Origin of the sequence: Paenibacillus sp. FSL R10-2736 (assembly GCF_038000245.1) — a bacterium.
GTDB classification, from domain to species: Bacteria; Bacillota; Bacilli; order Paenibacillales; family Paenibacillaceae; genus Paenibacillus_AQ; species Paenibacillus_AQ phytohabitans.
In genome coordinates, this window is record NZ_JBBOBN010000001.1 from 5,147,914 (window position 1) to 5,164,833 (window position 16,920).

10 protein-coding genes are annotated in these 16,920 nt (G+C 53.7%); 6 read left to right on the forward strand and 4 right to left on the reverse strand.

The window, feature by feature from the left end; translation table 11 throughout:
- Positions 1-83: 83 nt before the first annotated feature.
- Positions 84-386 carry a YunC family protein gene (locus tag NSQ73_RS22200; RefSeq protein ID WP_039307501.1) on the reverse strand — a complete coding sequence of 101 codons (303 nt, stop codon included), beginning with the start codon at positions 384-386 and terminating at the stop codon, positions 84-86.
- Positions 387-601: 215 nt separating this feature from the next.
- On the opposite strand from NSQ73_RS22200, the gene NSQ73_RS22205 reads away from it, so the two are divergent.
- Positions 602-1,126 (forward strand): hypothetical protein, encoded by a 525-nt coding sequence (locus NSQ73_RS22205; RefSeq protein ID WP_340988203.1) that lies wholly within the window; start codon positions 602-604, stop codon positions 1,124-1,126.
- 51 nt (positions 1,127-1,177) lie between these two features.
- Here NSQ73_RS22205 and NSQ73_RS22210 read toward each other — a convergent pair whose 3' ends face one another.
- Positions 1,178-1,555, reverse strand: a complete 378-nt coding sequence (locus NSQ73_RS22210) for a DUF423 domain-containing protein (protein ID WP_039307497.1) — start codon at positions 1,553-1,555, stop codon at positions 1,178-1,180.
- A 164-nt stretch (positions 1,556-1,719) separates the two neighbouring features.
- Between NSQ73_RS22210 and NSQ73_RS22215 the strand changes: the two genes are divergently transcribed.
- A complete protein-coding gene (locus NSQ73_RS22215; RefSeq protein ID WP_340988205.1) occupies positions 1,720-2,181 on the forward strand; it encodes a hypothetical protein in 462 nt (153 codons plus the stop codon).
- 102 nt (positions 2,182-2,283) lie between these two features.
- Here the strand turns inward: NSQ73_RS22215 and NSQ73_RS22220 are convergent, their stop codons facing one another.
- Positions 2,284-4,941 carry a copper amine oxidase N-terminal domain-containing protein gene (locus tag NSQ73_RS22220; RefSeq protein ID WP_340988206.1) on the reverse strand — a complete coding sequence of 886 codons (2,658 nt, stop codon included), beginning with the start codon at positions 4,939-4,941 and terminating at the stop codon, positions 2,284-2,286.
- 260 nt (positions 4,942-5,201) lie between these two features.
- Complete coding sequence (locus NSQ73_RS22225) at positions 5,202-6,113, reverse strand: hypothetical protein (RefSeq protein ID WP_340988207.1); 912 nt, start codon at positions 6,111-6,113, stop codon at positions 5,202-5,204.
- A 259-nt stretch (positions 6,114-6,372) separates the two neighbouring features.
- Between NSQ73_RS22225 and NSQ73_RS22230 the strand changes: the two genes are divergently transcribed.
- The 4 genes from NSQ73_RS22230 (at position 6,373) to yhbH (ending at position 16,759) form a co-directional block, all read left to right on the forward strand.
- On the forward strand, positions 6,373-6,936 hold the full coding sequence (locus NSQ73_RS22230) for a hypothetical protein (protein ID WP_340988209.1): 564 nt from the start codon (positions 6,373-6,375) through the stop codon (positions 6,934-6,936).
- Positions 6,937-7,086: 150 nt separating this feature from the next.
- Positions 7,087-13,806, forward strand: a complete 6,720-nt coding sequence (locus NSQ73_RS22235; RefSeq protein ID WP_340988210.1) for a DUF7507 domain-containing protein — start codon at positions 7,087-7,089, stop codon at positions 13,804-13,806.
- The gene (locus NSQ73_RS22240; protein WP_340988211.1) at positions 13,803-15,488 is read left to right on the forward strand and encodes a hypothetical protein; all 1,686 of its coding nucleotides are present in this window, start codon (positions 13,803-13,805) and stop codon (positions 15,486-15,488) included. The genes NSQ73_RS22235 and NSQ73_RS22240 overlap by 4 nt, the downstream gene beginning before the upstream one ends.
- Before the next feature lie 110 nt (positions 15,489-15,598).
- The gene (gene yhbH, locus NSQ73_RS22245) at positions 15,599-16,759 is read left to right on the forward strand and encodes a sporulation protein YhbH (RefSeq protein ID WP_042135257.1); all 1,161 of its coding nucleotides are present in this window, start codon (positions 15,599-15,601) and stop codon (positions 16,757-16,759) included.
- Positions 16,760-16,920: the final 161 nt, after the last annotated feature.

Sequence of the window (16,920 nt, forward strand, 5' to 3'; positions counted from 1 at the left end):
ACAACAGAATTATTATTATTCATATCCTCAGACAAAAGGAGGGCCGCCGGCCCCCCTGCTGAACATTACTCCAGTCTGCTGTCCTACACCATCAGAAGCAGGGCTTCCGCCCCAGTCATTCCCGGAACGATGCCAAGCTTCTCCGCCTCTATTGTAACGGATTCCAGCGGGGCAGCCAGCAGCTGCGGCAATGTGCGCACCCCTACTGCCCGTGCAGCAATAATCTGCCGGTCACTCAGCGTATTATTGAGCAGTCCTATATCCAGCGCCCCGCACATGATATACCCCCGGCTTGTGCTGATGCTGAGCAGCGTAGTTTTGGGCAGCTTCACTTCAACCCCGACCAGGACATAATCGCCCACCTGTACAGGCTCCAATGTTACCATTTGCAGCACCTCCTATTATCACGTTCCACGATCTAAGTTATGCGTCCTGCTACAACGGCGTGTGGACGATGGTCCTAGTTCCTTTATAAATTAGAGGGGTCATAAGTCCTTAATTCTCTGCCGGAGGGTATATAAATTTTGCTTGTTTAATGGTATAGTTTATATACTTTATAAATACTTAATGAATCGTGTTAAACGATAAAGCTGGGGGATTAATGGACAAGAAACTACAACACACCGACGGCAACTACCTCTTCAATGTCGACATCCTGATTAATGCCCGTACTAACCCGCTTGCACTGCAATACTTACTTGAAATGTTGAACAACAGCGATAAAATCACAGATTTCAACATTAACTCCGGTCTGGAGCTTGGAAGAACTATAGACACTCTGCTGCGCTCGGCAAAGCTGGCTCTAAAAAACGAATCTTACACTCCAGCGCCGGTTTCAGTGAAATTGCCAGAGAAGCCTGCGGACAAGCCCGCCGAAAGACCTCCCGTCAAGAAACCGCCTGTTGTGACACCGGCGGAAACGCCGGCAGACGTGTTCGGCAAGATCAGGCAATATATTCAGAATAACCAGCTGGTCCGGCTGAGAGCGAACCGGCACGGGAAGCAGGTATCAATGCCCTGCCGTATTCTGAACTTTGATGAAGGCGCTAACTCGCTGAGCGTGTACCATGTTGACGAGAAGCAGGTGTATACTTTCAATCTCAATGAAATCGACGAATTCTTGTAAGCAAGCCCAAACAAGCACCCGCCCGGGATTCCGGGAACGGGTGCTTGTTTGTTAGTCCTTACGCGAGAAAGCCTCCACGGCAAAGCATATCCAGCCGGCAAGGAAGCATACGCCGCCGATGGGTGTAATGGCTCCAAGAATTTTGATCCCGGAGGTGCTGAGGATATACAGGCTGCCGGAGAACAGAATAATTCCCGCCCCAATCAGCCGGCCCGCCCAGGCAAGCCGGGCACTCTCTCCCCACTGGCCTGCTGCCAGGCCGATAAGAATCAGAGCCAGTGCGTGAACCATATGATACTGGACACCGGTCTCGTACACTTTCAGGTACTCTTCACTGATCACAGCCTTCAGCATATGTGCGCCGAACGCTCCGATTCCCACGGACAGCATAGCCAGCACAGCTCCCCAGGCTACCAATCTTCGTTGCATGGATATACAGCTCCTTTGTCTCTTGAACTCCTCCTATCTTAACGTATCCGCATGGCTGATTTCCAGCAGCAGGATTTACGGATAATTCTGCCGTAATACTTGCTTTTAGAGCCATCTTATGGAAAAGTGGTACTATCAATCTTTTATCCCAAGGAGTGCAGCCCATGGACCATAATCCTCCACCCAAACCGGAAACCGTACCATCCCTGTCCGCAGAATGGGGCTCATCAGAACAGCCAATACCTGCTGATCCAGCATACGTGTATCAGGAGAACAAACGCGACTTCAAGCACTCAGGCCCCGGCATCGCTTCTTTTGTCATCGCTCTGGTTACTCTGGTCGGTTATGCAATTGCGTTTGTGTATGTTGGTGCACAGGCTTCCTCCATCATGAATGAGAATAATAAGCTGATTGCCGATTCAGCGGAAGCGATTATGTATTTGGGCTTATCCGTGCTGATCCTGGCTGCTGTTAATGTGATTGGAGCTGTCACCGGCATTGTCGGGCTTACACTCCGCAGACGCCGTAAGGTATTCGCAGTCCTCGGGACTATCATTAACGCCGTTATCCTGCTGGTGTTCATGCTGCTGATTTCCATGGTTCTGGTGAATGCAGGCGCTGCCTAGGCAGGCGTAATGAATTACTCAAAAAACACAGCACCTCCCCATTTACTGGAGACGTGCTGTGTTTGTGTTTTTCAGCTTTTTTTACAGCTTAGAACCGGGCAGTTATAGCTCAAATTCCTCGCTTGAATCTGAAAGACCGCCATTCTGCACACCATAATTATTGGCTACGGCAAGAACGTACACCTTGTACTTAATCCCGCTCGCAACTGCATTTCCGTTCACATCTCTGGCTGCAGCTGCAACTGTCGGATTCGAGCCGTTTGGAGCCACGGCCTTATACTGTGAAGCCGGCACTCCGAGCGCATCCGCTGCACCAAACCCTTGCTTGGAAGGGACTACGTATACCCGGTATTCCAGGATATTAGCCTCGTTCGATGATTTGGTGAAGCCGATCAGAAGGTTACCTTTGTCTACACTATAAGTTACATTCGTAACAGAGGTGAGCGGGGTTTTGCCGGCCAGGGTAATTACTGACGATTCTCCGGACAACACGTTCGGGCCCGCATAATTCGCAATTCCGACGGACAACACATACACTTTATAGCTGATTCCATCTTTGATTGTAGTACCGCGCACATCTCTGGCTGAGGCGTCTAAAATTATGCTGGTGCTATTGCCGGATGTACCTGCTGAAGTGTACGTGGAGACATTATTCGCATCAGACAAGCTGAAGCTGCTGTAATAGGAAGTAGGCACCACCAGAATCCGGTACTCTCTGATGTAGGTTTCATCCGAAGCATGAGTAAAGGACACCTTCAGATCACGGCCGTCACCGAAATCGGTAACATCGCTGACAGCTAGGCCGGAAACTGCGCTCACACTTGAGGAATTCAATAACGTAATTACCGATGAACCTGACGAAAGTACACCAGACCCCGCGTAACTTCCGCTTCCAATAGATAATACATACACCCGGTAACTGATCTCATTCTTAAGCAGATTCCCGCGCACATCTCTGGCGGAGGAAGTTAATACCTGGCTGGTCGTGGAGCCCGATGTACCTACTGAGGAATAATTTGCACTTGATACATTATTCGCGTCAGACAAGCTGAAGCTGCTGTAATAGGATGTAGGCACCACCAGAATCCGGTACTGGCTGACATAAGTCTCATCTGAGGCATGGGTGAATGACACCCTCAGATCGCGGCCATCCCCATTATCGTTAACGTCAGTCACACTCAGGTTAGTCACAGCACTCATGCTGAAATCATTCCATAGCGTAATTTCGGCAGAGGCAGAAGAAAGAATATTGGACCCTGCATTCCCCCCGCTTCTGACAGATAAAATATACACTTTATAATTGATTCCGTTCTTCAGCAGCGTCCCGCGCACATCTCTGGTGGACGAGGTCAGCACTAGACTGGTAGAAGAACCGGAAGTGCTCACAGCAGTATAGTTGGCTCCCGATACATTATTCGCCTCAGACAGGCTGTAGCTGCTGTAGTATGATGTAGGCACCACCAGAATCCGGTACTGGCTGATATACGTTTCGTCAGCGGCATGGGTAAAGGACACCTTGAGGTCACGGCCGTCATTATAGTCGTTAACGTCAGTGACATACAGGCTCGAGATCCCGATGCTGGATAGGGTAACCGGAGACGAAGCAGCGGATAACACATTATTGGCGGTATTGCTGCTGTCAACAGCCATGGCGAATACCCGGTAGCTTACCCCTGTTTGAATCAGTGCTCCGTCTGTATCCCTGGCTCCTGAGGAAAGAATCTGGGTAAGATTAGCACCTGTCTTGGTGACTTGTGTGTAATAGGCACTGACGACAGAATTGGCTTTGGCCAGATTAAAGGCTGAATAGTTCGCCGCTTTAACCACAAATATCCGGTAAGAGCTTATCTTGGTCTCATCTGCCAGCTTGTTGAAGCTGACGGACAGATCGCGCCCGTCACCGTAATCGCCATTATCGGTCACTTGTACATTGCTTATTACCGGTGCAATATTATTGGTCAGAGTAATGGTGGAAGAACTGCCGGAAAGCGCGCTGAGGTTACTTCCTTTGCCTACCGTAAGGACATAAGCTTTATACCCTTGACTGCTTTTAATTACTTCTCCATCTGCCGTTCTCGAAGCAGCTGTCAGTTTAACCACAGGATTGGCGCCTGTTACCATAACTGAGGAGTAATTAGATGCGGGTATAGCCAGTGCTGACGACAGATCAAGCGAATTTCCCGCTTTGACGATCAGAACGCGGTAATGGTCCACCAGGGACTCATCGGCCACCCGGTTGAAGCTGATCTGCAGGTCGCGTCCGTCACCGAAATCACTGATATCCTGCGTGGTTACGCCGGATACCGGAGCAGTATTAACACCGGCCGGTACCGGAGTGGTTACCGTCACAACCTTGGTGGTCTGATTCCAGCCCACTTCCCGGCCCAGCGCTTCACTTACGAACCGCGTCGGAACCATAGTTCTGCCCTTCAAATTCTGACCGGGCACATCCAGGCTTACAGACCGATTATTAATCGTAGCTGTCTTGGAGCCGATCTTCAATATAACCGTTGTATCCTCCTGCACCGCCGTTACAGTCTGCGTCTTCTGATCCCACTTGATAGCGGCATTGAAGGCTTCGAAGATTGCTCGCAGCGGCACCATCGTCCGTCCGTTCACCATTACCGGAGGCTGATCCGTAGACAACTGGACTCCGTCAATAATGATGCGGATCGGTGTGACTGCGGCCTTGGCCGGGGCTTGAAATAGTAACGGAACTATCAGCAACCCCACTACAATAGAAATCCATAACTTCTTCACAAACTCATCCTCCCAGATAGGAAAAAAATCTCATCTATTTCTATCTCTTTGACGTAAAATCACGGGTAAAAGTTTCTCGCAAACCGGTTACAATAAAATAATCTTTTGGAGGTTGAATCATGCCGCAGGCAAGTGAAAACGGTAGCGCCCCTTTAATAAGGACACTACCGTTTCCATGGTAAAGATTAGGATAATGGTTGGCGCGAAGCCTATGCATTCTTATCGTGTAAGCTGGCGGTGCCGCTTCGCTGCTCCGTGCTTCACTGATTAACCAGTGAATCCAGTGAAGCATACACATGCGGCCCGAAGCCCTCCGAGGCTTCCCGCTGCGGAATGTTCAGCCTGATGAGATAGCCTTGGCCATCAACTTCCTTCACGGCAACCTGGCGGGTCAGGCCAGAGCCCATTGCGGTAAGATACAAGCGGATGCCGGACATCCGCCGGTCCCGCTCTTCCCGGGTAAGCGCCGTAACCTTGCCTGTAGCCGCAAGTTCAGCCTTCCCCTCCTGCTCTAGGGCATCCAGATCCAAATCGGCAGGAAGCTTGATAATTTCGGCGTAATACCCCGGGTCTACCTTCATCGCCAGCTTGCCGCTGGCCGCGTCAAAGCTGAAGATATCGAATACATACAGGGAGTACCCTTCTCCTTCGGCAAGTGCCGCCGTCTTCTCTTCCTCCATCCCTTCCAGTGTCAGCCTGAAGGTCTGAGTATCCGGGAGCGCACTGGCCGCCGGTGCGGCCCCTCCGCCCTCTGCCTTGGACAGGCTGGACAACACACGCTGGACCGCGGTCCCATCGCTTCCGACCACTTTTTCCACATACGCAAAAACAACGGCATCATCCATTTCGAGCAGCTCCGGCGCATCCTCCGTGCCGGCACCCAGCTCAAAGGCTGTGGGTCCTTCTTCAGTCTCAATCTCTACGGAATGATTATCAATCTGTCCGATATATACGCCGGATCCCTGAATAACCTGTGCCTCTGCAGCTCCGGTAGGACTTGGCGGGAGAGCAGGGCTGGGGCTCGGCGCAGCTGCGCTCTCTACAGGTGCAGATGACGGGCCTGCTGAGGGTAGCCCCGGCGCTTCAGCCGGATGATTCCCGCCGCAGGCGGTTAAGGCCAGCATTAGTACAGCGACTGCTGCGATAGCAGGCAGCGAACGTTGTGATCTCATAGCCTTACCTCCTCCATATCTCGCGGTAAGCCCTGAGTGTGCTGCTTACCTTATTAACGATTACCCCAAAGGCCGGGGGGCATAAACTTGCCGGACGGGGCTGGGCATCCGCCGTACGCACAGAACCGCAGATTTAATACAATGATGGAGAGCCTTATTCAGCACCTTGAAGGAGTGATTTCCCCTGAGAATCGATATCGGCTGCGGTCCCGGCAAAGAATCCGGTTATCTGGGAATCGACCGCAAGTTATACCCCGGTGTGGATATTGTCTGCGATATTTGCGAGGGCATTCCCCTGCCTGATAATACCGCCGAATTCGTGATGGCCAGCCGGGTAATGCCCTATGTAAACGACTTGTTTGCAGCATTGTCCGAGATTCACAGAATCAGCACGCATAAAGCGGTCATCTGTATTCTCTCACCCTATGCCCATAGTTTTCCGCATATCTCCAACCCTATGTTCAAACAGAAGTTTGACGAATATACACCCCGTTATCTGACCGGCAGCTTTTTTCAGCCTTCTCTCAGCCCAATCTCGCCGGAGATTCCGGACTATCCGGCTCCTGCGCCGCCGTTTGATTTCAGACTGCTGCGGATGGAGCTGTTCTATCAGTATCCTTTTGACGACTCGCTCTATGAGACGGAGGAGCTGGAGGTGCTCAAGACGCTGCAGTCCAATGTCGTCCATGAAATCATGTATCATTTTGCCGTAATTAAGCAGGAGATCAGCCGGGAAGAGCTGGAAGCAATGAGCAGAAGAGTCTATCCTGAACCGCGAGCGCTGTTCGAACGCCGGCTCCGGTCACAGAACAGACAAAATTAGTAAAAAAGAATCGCAAATGGACATACAATAATGCCCTGCACCGCACATAGGCTAATACCACACAAGAAAGACGGCACATCGACCTCAAGCAGGAGTCGGTCTGCTTTTTTTCGTTGTCTTCCGATTTGAATTCAACACTCCCAAAAGGAGGTGAAAATCATTCCTCTAGTCGTTCGGTCTACGGTTAATGCAACAGGTGCCATTACTTTTACAGGCAATACATTGGGGTTAAGCCGGTCCGATACGCTTGGGGTCCCGGGTACCCAGGATAGTATCGGGGCCTTCTCCACGGTGAATACAGCCTCCATATTCGGCACTTATCCTGCTGGCACTACAAATCTGTACCAGAGCAACAGTTCAGCAGCGGTCCTGGTGCTTCCGGCGGGGAGCACGGTCCTGTATGCAGAACTGATCTGGGGCGGTTCCTATGTTAACGGGAACGTCAACCTCAGTGCGGCGATCAACAATCCCGTTTCTTTCATAACACCGCTCGGCAACACGGTCAGCGTGTCCCCCGACGCAGCCACTGCCAATTCCGTAGATCTGGGAGGCGGAGCGCTCGCCTATGTCCGTTCCGCCAATGTGACGAGCATTATTCAAGCCTCTGGAGCCGGAACCTATATCACCGGAGGCGTAGTCGGAACCATCGTTATCAACGGTGATGCTACTGCCAACCATGCGGGGTGGACGCTCGCTGTCATCTACCAGAATCCGTCACTCCCTTTCCGCAACATGTCGCTGCGGGCGGGGGCCGTACTTGTCCAGTCCACCTCTGCCCCGGTTGTCACAACGATTACCGGATTTGCCACACCTGTCACAGGAGCACTCGGCGGCCGTATCATGTTCAGTGCCCAGGAAGGAGATGCCAACCGTTCAGGAGATCAGGCGCTCTTCGGGCCTACCTCTGCGACCCAGGTCGCTTTGTCAGGCCCAAACAACTTTGCGAACAACTTCTTCGCATCACAGATCAATAATGATACCGGCAACCTGAATACCACCGGCACGTTCGGAAACCGCAACCAGACTAACGGCAGTCCCGGCTCCAACATTGTCGGCGGACGGCAGGGCTGGGATATCACGAACGTGGATGTTGGCGCGCGCCTGGTTAACAATCAGTCCTCGGCTCTGCTGACACTGACTACGTCGGGCGATGCCTACGTGGTTAACGCTAACGGGCTGCAGATTGATATCAATGCACCCAGAATCTCATTAACCAAGGCCTCCAATGTCGCCGGTACAATCGTTGGTGATCTGGTCACGTACACCGTTACCGTCAGCAATACCGGCACGGCAAGCGCAGCCAGTGTTGTACTGTCAGACACGCTGCCGCCGGGCCTGACCTTTGTGGCCGGAAGCGTTGTGGTAGCCGGTGTTGCCAGGCCGACTTTTGATATTACCTCAGGCATCCCTCTCGGCTCACTGGCCCTGGGTACTTCAATCACGATTACATATCAAGCCAGGGTCACATCCTTGCCAAGCACACAAATTGTCGCCAATACAGCCAATGCCGCGTTTACCTTCCAAAGTGTGGCCGGCGGCCCGATTGTAAGCGGGGTTATTCCCTCCAATACAAGCTCGCTGCCGGTCTATTCTCCGGTTCTTGGCATCGTCAAAAGCGCCAATACGACCAACGCAACCGTCGGTGATCAGATTCTCTACACACTGCAGATTGCTAACACCGGCAACATCGGCGCCACAACTACGCTTACTGACAACATTCCTGCGGGCAGCACCTATGTTCCGGGAAGCTTTACGGTGAACGGTACTCCGGTAGCAGGCAATCCCGCCGCCGGCATCCCCATTGGCACCATTGCTGCCGGGGCAACCTCAACTGTACAATTCCGTGTGCTGGTAAACAGTCTGCCCTCGCCTCCGCAGCTGGTCGATCAGGCCACGGCAGCCTATACCTTTATCGTTCCCGACGGCCGGACCGTTTCCGGAACGGCAGCCTCCAACACATTGACCATACCGGTGAGGCTGCCAAGTGTTACCATCGTCAAAAGCGCCAGCTTCCCTGATGTGGCCGTAGGCGACACTCTGCTGTATACATCAGTGGTCACCAACAACGGAATTGTTGCAGTCACGAATGTTGTCCTTTCTGATCCGGTACCCGCCGGCAGCACCTTTGTGCCGGGAAGTGTCACCGTAGCCGGAAGTGCACGTCCGACTGCTGATCCGGCTTCCGGGATTACCATCGGAACCATCGCTCCGGGGGCCAGCGTAACCGTTACGTTCCAGGTGAATGTCACTTCCGTGCCGGGAAGCAGCCAGCTCTCCAACCAGTCGTCCGCTTCGTACAGCTCGGGAGCATTTAATGCAATCACTCAATCGAATACAACCCTAACCCCTGTATATCAACCCGTAATCGGTATCGTCAAAAGCGCGAGTCCGGGCAGCGCGACGGTCGGGGGCAATGTGCAGTATACGCTGCTGGTGAGGAACACAGGCAACCTCGCAGCAACGGTGAGCTTGACCGACACGATTCCGGCCGGGTCCGTCTTCGTTGCCGGAAGTGTTACGGTGAATGGCGTTGCCCGCCCGGCAGACTCACCCGTTAGCGGAATCCCGCTGGGGTCCGTAGCACCCGGGGCAAGCTTTACTGTGACTTTTCTGACTTCGGTTCAATCTCTGCCGTCTCCGGCAACCTTGACCGACCAGGGAAGCAGCAGCTATACGTACCAGCTGCCCAGCGGACGTGCCCTGTCCGGCGGAAGTGTGTCGAACACGGTTACCATTCCGGTATCTGCACCTAACATCACGCTCCTCAAGAGCGCAAATGTCACCGCTATAGCAGTAGGTGAATATCTCACCTACACCGTGTCGGTATCCAACCCCAGCGGTGTGGCGGTTAACAATGTCGTTCTGTCCGATCCCGCCCCTGCCGGGAGCGCCTTTGTAGCGGGAACCGTCACGGTGAACGGGGCTGCTGTACCGTCTGCGAATCCGAATGCCGGGATCGCCCTGGGTACGCTTGCTGCCGGAGCAACAAGTATTGTAGTCTTCCAGGTCAACGCCACTTCTGTTCCAAGCCCGCCTCAGCTGAACAACCGGGCGAGTGCTTCTTTCACAGCAGGTGCATTCAGCGGAACAGCTCTTTCGAACACTATACTTATTCCAGTCTTCACCCCGGTGATTGGGCTGGTCAAAAGCTCCAGCCCTGCACAAGCCTCGGTGGGCAGTCTGCTCTCCTTCTCCATCTTCGCCAGCAATACCGGCAATATTGCCGCAACCCTGAATCTGACCGACATTCTGCCGCCGCAAACAGTCTTCGAGACCAACAGTGTAAGCGTAGGCGGAACGCCGCTGCCCGGCTTCAGCCCGCTGACCGGAATTCCGGTAGGCCCGCTTGCTCCCGGAGACAGCGTCACCGTCAGTTTTCTGGTTACCGTTACGTCACTGCCGCCGAACCAGCAGCTGGTCAATTCAGCGGCCGCCTCCTATACCTTCACGCTGCCGGACGGACGGCAGCTCGGCGGAAATACCGTATCGAACGCTTTGACTGTTCCCGTCTCTGCCCCCAATGTCAGTGTTGTCAAAAGCGTGAATGCCATCGATGCCGTAACCGGCGACATTCTTACGTTCACCTCCGTGCTGACCAACAACAGTATTACATCTGTCAGCAATATCATTCTCAGCGATCCTCTGCCTGAGAATGCGGCTTTCATTCCCGGAACCGTAATTGTAGGCGGCGTCTCCCAGCCGCTGGCAGTTCCGTCCGCCGGCATTCCAATCGGCAGTCTGGGCCCAGGGGCTTCAGTTGCCGTAACATTCGAGGTGAGGATAACAATGCCGATTCCTTCACAGGTCAATAACCAGTCAACTGTCAGTTTCACCTCCGGGGTCTTCTCCGGCTCTTCATCTTCCAACGTCACTACCACACCGGTAACACAGCCGCAAATTTCTCTGGTCAAAAGCGCCAATGACCTGAACGCCACAGTCGGCGACACGGTCATCTATACCATTCTTGTCAGCAATACCGGCAACGTTGCAGCCAATGTAACGTTAACCGACAATATCCCGGCCGGCACCGCCTTTGATCCCAACAGTGTCATTGTCGGCGGCTTCCCTCAGCCGGGCGCGGCACCGGATACAGGCATTGCTGTCGGAGTTGTCGCTCCCGGCGCCAGTGTATCTGTCAGCTTCACCGTCTTCATTGTCTCCCTGCCATCGCCGCAGCAGCTAGTGAATCAGGCGGCTGCCACCTACACGTTCACGCCGCCGGACGGGCGGCTGCTGAGCGGAAGCGCCGTCTCCAACACTGTAACGATCGCTGTCTCCGCACCCAATCTGGCGGTTGTTAAGAGCACGGCTTCAACCTCGGTGGCACTGGGCGATACTATCGCCTATTCGGTAAGCATTACGAACAACGGAATAGACCCGGTTAATAATGTAGTGCTCAGTGATCCAACGCCCGATGGGGCAGCCTTCGTGCCGGGCAGCGTATCCGTTAATGGCGTGCCATTTCCCAATGCCCAACCTTCTACAGGAATTGCCATTGGCACACTGGCATCCGGTGCTTCCGCAATTGTCTCCTACAGTGTTACGGTAACATCGGTACCAGCAGATACTTCGATTGATAATCAGGCGACTGTAACTTACACCTCCGGTATCTTTACAGGCTCCACCTTCTCGAACCCTGTGGCGGTTCCCGTCTTCCAGCCGAATATTGCTGCCGTCAAAACCGCCAACACCGCGAACGCAACGGTGGGCGATACAGTAACCTACACTATAACTGTAAGCAATACAGGCAACTACGCAGCAAGCCTGACAGTAACGGACAACATCCCAGCCGGGACTACTTTTGAGGAAAACAGTGTTCTGATCAACGGGCTGCCTCTGCCGCAGGCCAATCCCACCACCGGAATCGCCGCCGGAAGCGTCGCTCCGGGCGCAAGCGTTGCTGTCTCATTCTCGGTGGTAATTACTTCACTGCCTACACCGCAAACACTGGTGAATCAGGGGACAGTAGCCTACAGCTTCACCTTACCTGACGGAAGAACCCTTGGCGGATCGGTGCTCACCAACACACTGACCATCCCTGTCTCGAATCCGAATCTCGCGGTCGTCAAATCGACCACAACCACCGCTACCAATGTTGGCGATACGATTACGTATTCGGTCAGTCTGACCAATAACGGGATCGCTACCGTTAACAATGTCGTATTTACAGATGCCTTACCTGCAGGAACGGCCTTCGTTCCCGGCAGTGTAACGGTAGACGGCGTCCCTCGTCCGGCTGCTTCACCTTCTACCGGGGTAACCATTGGCAGCGTCGCGCCAGGCGCATCAGTAACTGTAGTTTTCAGTGTGACTGTAACATCCCTCCCTGTCTCGGGAGTGCTTAACAATCAGTCATCGGTCAGCTTCACTTCCGGGGCACTGTCCAGTGTTGCCTTCTCGAACATTGTGACCACTCCAGTCTTCCAGCCGATTATTGCAGCAGCCAAAAGCTCTAACTCTGTAAATGCAACGGTCGGAGACACCATTATTTATACTGTCAATGTCAGCAATTCGGGTAACTATGCAGCCGCTGCCACACTGACCGATACGATTCCTGCAGGTACAACGCTTGTTCCTAACAGCGTGCTGATCAACGGCTTCCCGGCACCGGGTGCAGATCCCGCCACCGGAATCCCTCTGGGTACGGTTGCTGCAGGTGTATCGCTGGCGGTAACATTCTCTGTCGTCATTGCCACACTGCCAGCCAGCCAGCAGCTCAGCAACCAGGCCATCATCGCCTTCAGCTATACGCTTCCTGACGGACGGACCTTCAACCAGTCGGCCAGCTCGAACATCAATCAGATTTCGGTATCATCGCCAAATGTACTCGTTGTCAAAAGCACTACTGTAACCGATGCAGTTCTGGGAGATACCGTTCCATACAGCATCAGTGTTACCAACAGCGGCATAGCGCCGATCAATAATGTTGTACTGAGCGACCCGATTCCGGCCGGCTCTACCTTTGTTGCCGGAAGCGTAGTTGTGGACGGTACTCCGCTTCCGGGAGCGAATCCGGCTAACGGGATTTCACTGGGAACGGTGGCCCCGGGTGCGACGGTCCTGGTTACATTCAATATTCTGGTCAACTCCTTGCCTAATCCGGCGATACTGAACAACCAGGCTTCGGTAAGCTTCACTTCCGGTGCTTTCTCTGGCGCATCTTATTCCAACAATCTCATTACTCCGGTATTCCAGCCCATCATCGGTATTCTAAAAGCTGCAGATACGGCCAATGCGACGGTTGGAGATACCGTGACCTATACGTTCAGTGTTACCAATTCAGGCAATCTGCCAGCTGTCGTAACCTTGACAGACTCTATCCCGCCGGGAGCTGTATTCATTCCGAACAGCGTCCTGGTCAACGGCCAGCCTGTTCCGGGTGCAGACCCGACTACCGGCATTAATCTCGGCACGGTTGCAGCCGGAGCTACAATCCTCGTGACAGTCACCCTGCAGGTCACGGTAGCTTCCCTGCCTTCTCCGCAGCAGCTCGTGAACCAGGCCGCCGCCACCTTCACCTTCACACCGCCGGATGGCCGTCTGCTCTCAGGTTCTGCACTGTCGAATACGCTGATTATCCCTGTCTCTTCACCGGACGTAACAGCAGTCAAGAGCACTCCTGCAATCGATGCGGTAGTAGGCGACATTATTACCTATACCATTGTTGTGACCAACAACGGTATCGTTCCCGTCAACAATGTTGTACTGGTTGACCCGATTCCGGCAGGCAGCCAATTTGTCGTTGGCAGTGTTGCCGTAGACGGAGTCTTCCGCCCTGGTGCGAACCCGGCTGCCGGCATAGTCATCGGCACGATTGCCGCCGGTGCATCCACTACAGTCACCTTCCAGGTTCAGGTCATTGTAATATGACAGAAGGCTCACGGCTTCAACCTGTCGTAAGCAACCAGTCTATGGTCCTATTCAGCTCGGCAGAGGGTATTAACGCCATTACCTATTCGAATACCGTCAATACTCCCGTCGTGGGCCCTGTTCTATCCCTGCTTAAGCTTACGGATCACACGAGCGCCTCCCTCGGGGAGACGCTCGTCTACACCGTATTCGCCAAGAACAGCGGCAATACGCCCGCACTGGTCACCATCGTCGATATCCTTCCTGAGGGTGTATCCTTTATTGCCAACAGTGTGCTTAGAGACGGAGTTCCCCTTCCGGGGGTCACTCCGTCTTCCGGCATACCGGTAGGCACTCTCTCTCCGCATTCCGGAGTTACGATCGCCTTCCAGGTCATTGTAGTATCGCTCCCGCCTTCCCTGGCCTTGCATAACAGGGCAGTCGGCACCTATTCCTTCTCCACACCCGAAGGACGAACGGTACGCGGGGAAGTCCGCTCCAACCCGGTGACTGTCTCCCTGCTGTCTTATCAGTTGTCCACGCTTCTCTCTGCCAGCACACCCACTACCTTTGTCGGCGATGCCGTGACGTATACACTGCAGCTCAGAAATGAAGGCACCCGGCCGCTGGCCGGGATTATCGCTGCCATTCCAATTCCCGAAGGTGCTATGTTCATTCCCGGCAGCGTCATTGCAGGCGGGGTCTACCAGCCCGAGGCCGACCCGGCCCTTGGCATCAGGCTGGGTTCCTTGAGTACAGGCTCGGCTGCCGAGATTTCCTTCCGTGTACGGGTGGCCGCAATTCCTCCGGATCCGGTATTGCCGGCGAAGGCGGGGGTCACCTATGAGGTCAATGACAGCAGGAATACCGCTGAGAGCAATACAGTCCTCATAACGGTCGTCCAGCCGGGAGTATCCGCCAGCTTGAAGGTAGATCTCTACAGCGCCGCTCCCGGTGATAATCTGCGGTATGAGTTCACCGTGCGCAATAACGGAAATCTGGCTGTAGAGGCTCTGTTGACCGACTTCATTCCGGCAGGTGTTCTATTCATCTGGGATAGCATCCATATTGACGGTGTTCCCCAGAAGGGAATACGGCCTGCGGACGGCATTCCGCTCGGAACGGTAAGAGCAGGCTCAGCGGTAAGGGTTGATTGTCTCGTTTCCATTCCGGGCGCCACCGATGTACGCCAGACTCCGGCCATCCAGAACCAGGGCAGTGTACAATACACGTTCACCCTTCCGGATGGACGCAATGTCCGGCAGATCGCCCGGACCAATGCTGTGACTACGCTGCTGTTCTCGCCCATCGTCTCCATTCAAATGCAAGGGGAGCCGCCGGTTGTCGAGCCTGGAAGCATTGCCGAATTCCGGATTCTTGTCACCAACAGCGGGAATTATCCGGCAGAGGTCTCTGTGGTCCGGATTGTGCCGCAAGGAGCAGTAATTGCTCCGGATATCGTTACCATCAGCGCCATCACTGTACCCGAAACCCCGTACAGCGGAACTGTGGCTCTGGGAACACTGCAGCCCGGGCAGACCGTCACCCTCACTTATTTTGTGAAAATCAACCTTGATTATATGGGCACATCGCTTCAGGGATCCGCGACCGCCCTGTATTTATTCACAATAGACGGACGCAGATACTCCGGCGAAGCCCGCTCGAACAGCTATAAACTGCTCATTGAGGAAATCAGTGAATAATACAGCTCACATATCCCCCATCCCCATGAATATACTTTAGTTACAACCAGCCGCACCCGTCACAAGCGTAGCCTGTACCAATTTCAGAGAATCATGGGAGGTGGTCATCCTTGCCCCAGCCAACCGGTCCATACGCCTTTGTTGTGTCTAAAGAAGACTGGTCCCTTCACCGCAAAGGCCATCAGGATCAGGAGCGTCACCAGCAAAAGGTCAGAGAAGCCATTAAGGACAATCTGCCTGATCTCGTTACTGAGGAGAACATTATTTTGTCGGGCGGCAAGCAGATTGTGAAGGTGCCGATCCGCAGTCTGGATGAATACCGGATTATCTATAATTTCCGCAAGCAGAAGCATGTCGGCCAGGGGGACGGGGAGAGTCAGGTAGGCGATGTGCTCGGCCGCGACTCGCAGTCCGCCCAGCCGGGCAAAGGTGACAAGGCGGGGGATCAGCCCGGGCAGGATACCGTCGAAGCCGAAGTGGATATTGAGGATCTGGAGGATATTCTGTTCCAGGATATGGAGCTTCCCCACCTGAAGCCGAAGGACAAGGAAGAAATCGAGGTCAAATCCATTGTCTTCAACGATATCCGCAAAAAAGGCATGATGTCGAACATCGACAAAAAACGCACACTGATGGAGAATCTCCGGCGCAATGCCAGCAGCGGGAATCCGGGAATTCACAGCATCAGCCCGGACGATCTGCGCTACAAAACGTGGGATGACATTACCGTCCCCCATTCCAATGCCGTAATTATTGCGATGATGGACACCTCAGGCTCCATGGGTACTTTTGAAAAATACTGCGCCCGCAGCTTCTTCTTCTGGATGACCCGCTTTCTGCGCCGCCAGTATGAGAAGGTGGACATTGTATTCCTGGCCCATCATACCGAGGCCAAAGAGGTCAGCGAGCATGACTTCTTCACGCGCGGCGAGAGCGGCGGCACCATCTGCTCCTCGGCTTACCAGAAGGCGCTGGAGATTATCGACAGCCGCTATCCGCCGGCCAAATACAACATCTACCCCTTCCATTTCTCGGATGGCGACAACCTGACCTCCGACAATGAACGCTGCGTCAAGCTGATCGGTGAACTGCTGAAGCGCAGCAACATGTTCGGCTATGGTGAAGTGAACCAGTACAACCGCAGCAGCACACTGATGTCCGCCTACCGCCACCTGAAGCAGGAGCAATTCATGCATTATGTCATTAAGGATAAGAAGGAAGTCTATCAGGCGCTGAAGACGTTTTTCGGTAAAAAAACTACCGGGGCATAAGCTAAGATGTTTCCCATGGCTTACAGCAACAAGATGTTGTCAACGTCATGCAGCATGCTTATTTCGGCATTGTTCCCCCTTCCATCTGCTATCCAGGCCAAAAAGCATCCCCTTGCGAGCTTTTCATCCATCGCAAGGGGATGCTTTTTGCTTTTTGCTTT

Bases quoted from the DNA above. Each gene is read 5' to 3' on its own strand.
- NSQ73_RS22200 (WP_039307501.1), bottom strand. From the start codon at position 386: ATGGTAACATTGGAGCCTGTACAGGTGGGCGATTATGTCCTGGTCGGG.
- NSQ73_RS22205 (WP_340988203.1), top strand. From the start codon at position 602: ATGGACAAGAAACTACAACACACCGACGGCAACTACCTCTTCAATGTC.
- NSQ73_RS22210 (WP_039307497.1), bottom strand. From the start codon at position 1,555: ATGCAACGAAGATTGGTAGCCTGGGGAGCTGTGCTGGCTATGCTGTCC.
- NSQ73_RS22215 (WP_340988205.1), top strand. From the start codon at position 1,720: ATGGACCATAATCCTCCACCCAAACCGGAAACCGTACCATCCCTGTCC.
- NSQ73_RS22225 (WP_340988207.1), bottom strand. From the start codon at position 6,113: ATGAGATCACAACGTTCGCTGCCTGCTATCGCAGCAGTCGCTGTACTA.
- NSQ73_RS22240 (WP_340988211.1), top strand. From the start codon at position 13,803: ATGACAGAAGGCTCACGGCTTCAACCTGTCGTAAGCAACCAGTCTATG.